Below are 7,793 nucleotides of genomic sequence, written 5' to 3'. Positions count from 1 at the left end.
TCATTGAGAAAGGATTTGATTCATGAAACTTAGAAAGGCTACGTATGCCATAATCAGATAGAAATTCAGATTCATCAAACAACCATCTGCACACTCTTCTCAGCCGATAGGGGGAAACCATTGCAAAAAGATATCTACCAGTTGAGTAGCATCCAAGATGGGCAAGAGAAAGGCTGTAATCATCAATACCGTGAACTTGCACATAGGACAAGATTGCATTATCCATGTTTAAATTCTTATCAACTTCCAAATCACTACCGCCAAAAGATTGCACAGCTAGTAGGGGGATAATTCCAGTTAGTGACCTAACTCTTATATATTCAGCCGTTCCATCAGGCCTTCTTAAAAGATCATAGTAAAAACCATCTTGGCAATCCCAGTTCAAATAGCCACGCTCTTCCTTACTATTAAGGGAGGATACAGAATGCATAAAGCTAATAACAAGCCGTTGAACCATTTCACCACTATATTCAGCACTACTGTTATGGAGCACATTTATAGCCCGTTGTTTTAAAGCAACTACTATCTTCAACATATAAATCGTAAGCAACCCCATCCAAGCTGTACCATCAGCCTGCTCAATACGGCTGCCATCACTAAGTGGATATCTACGGTCGAAAGGGGAGATATTATCTAAACCAAGAAATCCACCATCAAATAAGGCGGAATCAGTGCGGGCATTACGATTACTCCACCATCCATATTCAAGCAATAATGTTTTTATCGATTCCTCAAGAAATCGATAATCTGGAATACCCGTGTGATTTCTATCAATAGTAAAAATTCTCCATGTTGCCCATGAAGCAAGCGGTGGATCAACATCAGAAAATGCCCATTCATAGGCCGGAACCTGCGCCTGTGGCGACACATACCGAGAGGTGCGCAAAATACCACTTTGATTCTTAGCAAATGCGGGATCTAAATCAGCAAAGGCAACAGCATGGAACATCAAATCCCACTTGCAAAAGTAAGGATATTCCCAGGCATCTGGCATAACAAAAATATCGTGGGCATGCAAATATTTCCAATTACGATAGTCACTATGCCAACGAGATTGAGGGGGCGCTAACTGACCTGGATCACCTTTTAACCAACGGTATAAATTCAACTCATAATACTTACAAGACCATAAAAGCCCAGAAGACGCGGCCGCAAATAAGCTGAGATCTTCACTTGATTTAAAATTCTTTATTCTTTGATATGATGCGTAGAAATCTTGTGCCTCCTCCTCTCTTCTCGCAAGAATCATTGAAGAATCAGAAAATGGGTTGACATGAGATTTAGAGGATAATCTACAATTAATAACCCAAGTATCACCTGCTGAAATAGTATTTTCGCAAATCATTGCAGCCTTTGTACCTTCTAGCGCTGGATTAACTGCTTGCTTCTCTCCATTAACCAAATAGCGATGGAATGCGTCTTTAGTATATTTTTCGCCATCAGCAGTTGCAAATAAAAGCTCACAATTAGTTTCATTATCGGTAAATAACCACTGATTAGGTTGGTCGCAATAAAAATAATGGGCAGGAAACTTATCCTGAGAAAAACGCTGAACCCCTGGGCCTAACAACTCAGGTACAAACAAAGAGCCATCAGAATTCACAGTTATATTCCTTTTGCTAATGCCTGGATAGCCCCACTTCCATGAATTGCGGATCCAGAGCGTTGGCAACACGGCTATATATGCCGGATCCGCAGAAAGATTCTTAACACTGATTCGAATGAATGTATCATCAAAATAATCTTTTGCATATTCAATGGTACAGTGGAAAACGTTATTATTACTCAAAACACCTGTTTGTTCAATTTCAAATTCATGATCGTTGCGAGTTAGTTTTGCATTTTCCGCTATGAGCTGTTTGTAAGGATATTCACTTATTGGGTATACATATAAAGCTTTTGCATAGCTGTAGGTTGGCGTATTTAAAATATGGTAGTAGGCCTCTTTTACATCTTCACCATGGTTACCCTCATGATTTGCTAAACCAAATAGGCGCTCCTTAAGAATTGGGTCCTTACCATTCCAAAAAGCTGGAGCAAAGCACAAATGGCAATTACGATCAGTCCAACCAAATAATCCATCCTCACCCCAACGATAAACGCGCGATCGAGCATGATCATGGGGGAATGCTTTCCAAGCATTCCCATCCTCGGCGTAGCATTCACGCACCGTTCCCCATTGACGGTCGGGAAGATAGGTTCCCCAAAGATGCCAATCAACAGCATCAACTGAGGAGCTATGCAACCGGCTGTATTCAGCAGACTGGGTGAAGGCGGAGGAATTCATTGTTTGTTTGTCAAGTTGAGTTGATTAATGCTTAGCCAAGCCTTTCAACCAAATGCTCAGAAACCCTGATCGCATTTGCAATAGCTGTTAAAGAAGGATTAACCGCACCAATACTAGGGAAAAAACTTGTATCAACAACATATAAATTATCTAAGTCGTGGGCCTTACAATTCAAATCAAGCACAGAATCCTCAGGATTGGTGCCAAACCTACAAGTTCCAGCTTGGTGGCCAACAGCAGCTATTGCCATGTCAGAAGCAAAATAAATTTGCCTCTCTGCTAAATGATCCTGTTGATACATTTTATCAAGCAAACGCTCAAGCCGAACCATCAACTCATTTGAAGCCCGATCGTTTGTAGGCAGATAGCTTAGGGTTATTTGACCGCTTGAATCAACAGTTACACGGTTATCTGGCCTGGGTAAATCTTCAGTTTGCAACCAAAAATCAAGGGATCTTTCAGCCAGCTTATCCATAGACCAAGTGGGAGCAAGGGCTGTGAGCTTAGGCTTGTAGCCCTTCATCATTGCACCATTAGTTTTACCCGTCATCTGAATATTACCAATGGGGAAATCAAAATTATTGTCGCCAAAATACCAATCATTAACGGCTATGGTTTTTTGAAAAATTGTATCATTAGGCTCCCGACCCAAAGCAACAACTGCCTTGCAATTATGATACATATAATTACGGCCCACCTGGTCTGATCGATTAGCTAAACCATTGGGGTGCTTATCATTTGCAGACATAAGAAGCAGCCTGGCAGAATTAGCGGCTCCACAGCTAACAACAACAATATCACCAGTGAATTTTAGTTTTTCCCCATCTCTATCAACGAGCACCTCGGTAATAGTATCGCCAGCTAAATTGGTTATTAACTTTAATACGTGGCAGCGAGTTAAAAGAGTTAGAGAACTGTTGGCTAAACCAAGACCAGCCCTTATGCCCATAACCTCAGCATCCCCTTTGGCATGGAGCAGGCAAGGGAAACCATCACATCTATTGCATTTCACACAAGCACTAAATGGCAGATTGGCCTCATCTAGATTCACACCGGTAGGTGCATGGAAGGGATGTAATCCCGCAGCTTTAAAACCATCAACCAATTGCTGCATGCGCGGCTCATGTTTAATGGGTGGATAGGGATAGGGAGCACTGGCACTTGGTTCAGTGGGATCTTCACCCCGTTCGCCATGAACGTGGTACATGGCCTCAGCCCTTGTGTAGTAGGGCTCAAAATCGTTGTAGCGAAGGGGCCAAGCAGGAGAAATGCCATCAACATGAATTAACTCCTCAAAATCTCTTTCCCGCAATCGGGTTGTAGCGGTTTAGTTGGGTAATCATTTTCAGAACAATCGCGGTCCAACCAGTTTGATGGCTAGCTCCAACACCCGAGCCATTGTCGCCGTGAAAATATTCGTTAAAAAGAATCAAATCACGCCAATTTGGATCGTGCTGGAACAAACTATTGCCACCGTTAAAAGGACGCTCATTTTTATCATTTCGCCTAAAGATACTAGCCAACCTCTTTTCAAGTTCTAACGATGCATCCCACAAAGTAATGAAATTACCGGAGCCAGTGGGGAATTCAACCATAAAACTATCTCCATAATAATGACCAAATTTCTGCAGGGCCTCAATTAATAGGTAATTAATTGGCATCCACACAGGTCCGCGCCAATTGGAATTACCTCCAAACATAGCTACAGGGCTGTCTGCTGGGCTATAGGCAAGGGTTTGTTCTTGATCACCTTCCCTAAAAGTGTAGGGAGATTTTTCATACACTTTCGAGAGGGAGCGGATACCATAGGGAGATAAAAATTCATCTTCGTTAAATAAATACCAACAAATTCTTCTCAAATTAGCCTCTGGCACAAGGCTGAATAAGGTTCTATCTTGATGCCAAGTGCCAAGATTTTCCGACAACCATGTAGTGCAAGTACGTTCGGAAAAATGCCATTCAAACGATTGAAGTACATCCAAGCAAGGAAGCCTTTCAACAGTTGCAATATCAAAACTTGCAACCGCCAAAAGTGGAATAAGGCCAGACACAGATCGTGTTTTTAGATATGTCCAAGAGCCATCAGGCCGCTTAATTACATCATAGTAAAAACCATCTTTTTCATCCCAATTAACATAGCTACGCCCGCTGATGGAAGGGGTATTCAAAGTTATGGCTAATTGGGCAAAGTCAAACACAAAACGCTTAGAAATATCCTCATACTCAGGTTCTTGAACGCTTAGTTCAACGGCAATTTGCAAGAGGTTTAAACTCAACATTGCCATCCAAGCAGTGCCATCGCATTGCTCAATCCTGCTGCCATCAGCTAAGGGGAATCGCCTATCAAAAACAGCAATATTATCTAAACCAAGGAAGCCACCTTCAAACACATTATCGCCAGATCTATCATTTCTATTTGCCCACCAACCATATTCTAAAAGTAGCTTACGCATCGCCGATCGAAGAAACACAAAATCGCCATGCTCCCTTTCCCTACGTTCAATTTGAAAAATTCTTAATGCTGCCCATGCCCCAATTGGCGGATTTGGATCAGATAAAGCCCATTCATAGGCTGGGGTTTGGGCATTAGGGGCTGTGTAATTTGGCGAGCGTAAAAGCATGCATTGCTTTTTAGCTATGGCTGGATCAATAACAGCAAATGCAACCGAGTGGAACATTAAATCCCATTGACAAAAATATGGGTATTCCCAGCTATCAGGCATTGAAATAACATCATCAGCAAACAAACGGCTCCAATAAGCATTTTCAGTATGTTTACGTGATTCAGGTGGAGCGGGCTGATTAGGATCACCACTCAACCAGCGAGCAACACTCCAATGATAGAACTTTTTGCACCAAAGTAAGCCGCTAGCAGCTGCTTTAAATATATGGGCATCATCAGCTTTTAATCCTTCCGCTGCATGATTAAGGTATTCAATACATTCCTTTTCTCGCAACTCAAAAGTGCTGTTGAATGAACTGGAAAACGGCTCGGTTAAGGCTTGATTACTTAGCCGCAAGTTAATAACCCACTCCTCACCAGAATTAAGTTGTTTTGATAGAACTAAGCTAGCCTTGCTTCCAACATTTGCCGGATTTACGGCAGACAGATCAGAATCAACCACATAGCGATGAAAAGCATCCTTTACATATGGCTGTGCATTCGGCTGATTAAATAACAGCTCCGTATTTGTTTCATTTTCGGTAAAAATCCACTCACCCGGATGGTTACAGGAAAGTTGGTAGGCACCTAATTCATGAATATCATCCGTAGAAATTGAATTGCCACAAAGTTTGATCTGCTTTTTTTGGCGCCATTCCTCACGATATCCCCAAGACCATTGATTGCGGAGCCAGAGGCTTGGTAAAACAGTTAAAGGCGCAGAATCAGGGCCACGATTAATAATCTTAATTCGTATCAATATATCCGTTGGACTAGCTTTTGCATAATCAACAAAAACATCAAAATAGCGATTTTCAGCAAAAATGCCAGTATCGATTAGCTCGTATTCAGGATCTTCTCTAGTGCGCCTTGAATTTTCTTCAATTAATTGTTGATAGGGAAATTCCGCTTGCGGGTATTTATATAAGCCCCGCATAAAACTATGGGTTGGGCTGTTGAGTAGATGATAAAAATAATCTTTTAGATCTTCACCATGGTTACCCTCACCATTACCAAGGCCAAAGGGTCTTTCCTTTAAAATTGGGTCTTGGCCATTCCATAGGGCGATGCCAAAACATAGCCGGCCATGTTCATCGCTAATTCCAAGTAAACCGTCCTCTCCCCAGCGATAGGCCCTTGATCTTGCTTGTTGATGGGGAAACGAATTCCATGCATTACCATCAGCAGAATAATCCTCTCTAACCGTTCCCCATTGCCTATCACTTAAATAGCTGCCCCAGAGATCCCATTGTTGATGCGCTTCATTTCGCTCTGCAATGCGTCGCTGCTCTGAACTAAATCCAAGCTGATCGCCAATGGTGGAATTCAAAGCTCTGCCTCAAGATGTTCAGCCACCCGCAGTGCATTTGCAATAACAGTTAAACCTGGTCCAATACTTGGGCAACTGGGAAATATGCTTGCGTCAATAATATATAAATTTTGAATCTCGTGGCTTCTGCCTTGTAAATCAACCACCGATGTTGCGGGATTACTACCCATTCGAGTGGTGCCGCAGGCATAACCCATCACACTTATTGGTGCTTCTCCCCTCGGGTGGGTGGGCGCCTGACGCACCACATGGGTTAAAGGGTCGGCCTCGATAGCTTTTAGGGTGTCTATCCAGCGATAAACCAAACGGTCATGGGCCTCTCGATTGTTAGGTATGTAGTTAAGACGAATCTGCTCACCCTGAAGGCTGATTTTGTTATGGGGATCTGGTAAAACCTCACTCATCGCCCACCAGGCAACCGATCGAGCGGCAAGCTCCTCAAGGCCAAAATTTGGCAGTAATTTAGATACTAATGATAAAACCGGTGGTGATTCAGCAAACAATGCATCCTGCAAAACCCCACCACAACTTTGAATATGGCCAAGGGGGAATTGAACATTTTTATCACCCCAATAATAATCATTAATCCCAAATGAGCGCTGATAGCGACCGGAATTTGGTGCGGCGGCTAATTGCAATATCGATGAAAGTTGCAATTTCATTAAATTGCGTCCAACCTGATCCGATCCGTTGCTCAAGCCGCGGGGATGGGCATCACTGGATGATCGCAATAAAATAGCTGGGGTATTCACTGCACCGGCCGCCAGCACCACAAAATTCGCCTGAAAAAGCCATGCCTGATTTTGAATTAATGCCTCAACACCTTTAACTTCATTACCGGAGGCATTAACATGTAAACAAGTAACCTTAGCCTCTATCCTTAAATGAAAAGAAGGATCTTCAATAGCCGTTGCCACTCCAAAAACTTCTGAATCTCCACTGGGATCATCTTGATTATTAGACCAACTTATTGGTAAATCATAGGGTTTAACTCCCTGGCGCTGGAGGGCAGCACGCAAAGGTTCAAAAAAGGGTTCCAATGGTTTTGGCTTACCAACAAATTCATTCTTTCTCGCCGGCTCAGTTGGATCTACTCCCGCCACCCCATGAACGTGATATAACTTCTCTGCCTTTTCGTAATATGGGGCAAAATCTGAATAGTTGAGTTCCCAGCTTGGGGAAATACCAGTTTGCAAATGTAGCTCTTCAAAATCTTTCTCTCGCATCCGCTCAAGCACAGCACCCCAAATTTTGGTATTGCCGCCTAGGCCATAAATAGTTTGAGGGGCAAATGGATCACCATCTGGGCCAAACCAACGCTCAGCTGGGTGATAACGATCCTTGCGAAATAGATCTACATCAGCAACGTTTTGATCAGCGAGCGCCATCTGGCGCCCCCTCTCAAGCAGCAGCACCCTATGGCCCTTAGAGGCAAGGGCCCCTGCCATGGTTCCCCCGGCAGCACCACTGCCAACGATGATCACGTCGTAATGCTGGTCGTCAATGATCATTGG

Annotated in this window: 4 protein-coding genes; all 4 read right to left on the bottom strand. The window is 43.1% G+C overall.

What is annotated here, in order from left to right; all coding sequences use genetic code 11:
* Positions 1-2,287, bottom strand: a 2,287-nt coding sequence (locus C7K08_RS04860) for a glucosidase (RefSeq protein ID WP_106499520.1), incomplete at its 3' end; no start/stop codon positions are given.
* A gap of 31 nt (positions 2,288-2,318) precedes the next feature.
* On the bottom strand, positions 2,319-3,401 hold the full coding sequence (locus C7K08_RS04855; RefSeq protein WP_272867424.1) for a GMC oxidoreductase: 1,083 nt from the start codon (positions 3,399-3,401) through the stop codon (positions 2,319-2,321).
* A 178-nt stretch (positions 3,402-3,579) separates the two neighbouring features.
* Positions 3,580-6,279, bottom strand: coding sequence for an MGH1-like glycoside hydrolase domain-containing protein (locus C7K08_RS04850; protein ID WP_241537051.1), 2,700 nt, complete (start codon positions 6,277-6,279; stop codon positions 3,580-3,582).
* Positions 6,276-7,790: a GMC oxidoreductase gene (locus tag C7K08_RS04845; protein ID WP_106499518.1), complete on the bottom strand. Its 1,515-nt coding sequence runs from the start codon at positions 7,788-7,790 to the stop codon at positions 6,276-6,278. The genes C7K08_RS04850 and C7K08_RS04845 overlap by 4 nt, the downstream gene beginning before the upstream one ends.
* Positions 7,791-7,793: the final 3 nt, after the last annotated feature.

Source organism: Synechococcus lacustris str. Tous, assembly GCF_003011125.1.
Classification (GTDB): Bacteria; Cyanobacteriota; Cyanobacteriia; order PCC-6307; family Cyanobiaceae; genus Synechococcus_D; species Synechococcus_D lacustris.
Note: the sequence above shows the minus strand (reverse complement) of the source record. Positions and strands in the feature narration are given on the sequence as shown.

Bases quoted from the DNA above. Each gene is read 5' to 3' on its own strand.
- C7K08_RS04855 (WP_272867424.1), bottom strand. From the start codon at position 3,401: ATGCAGCAATTGGTTGATGGTTTTAAAGCTGCGGGATTACATCCCTTC.
- C7K08_RS04845 (WP_106499518.1), bottom strand. From the start codon at position 7,790: ATGATCATTGACGACCAGCATTACGACGTGATCATCGTTGGCAGTGGT.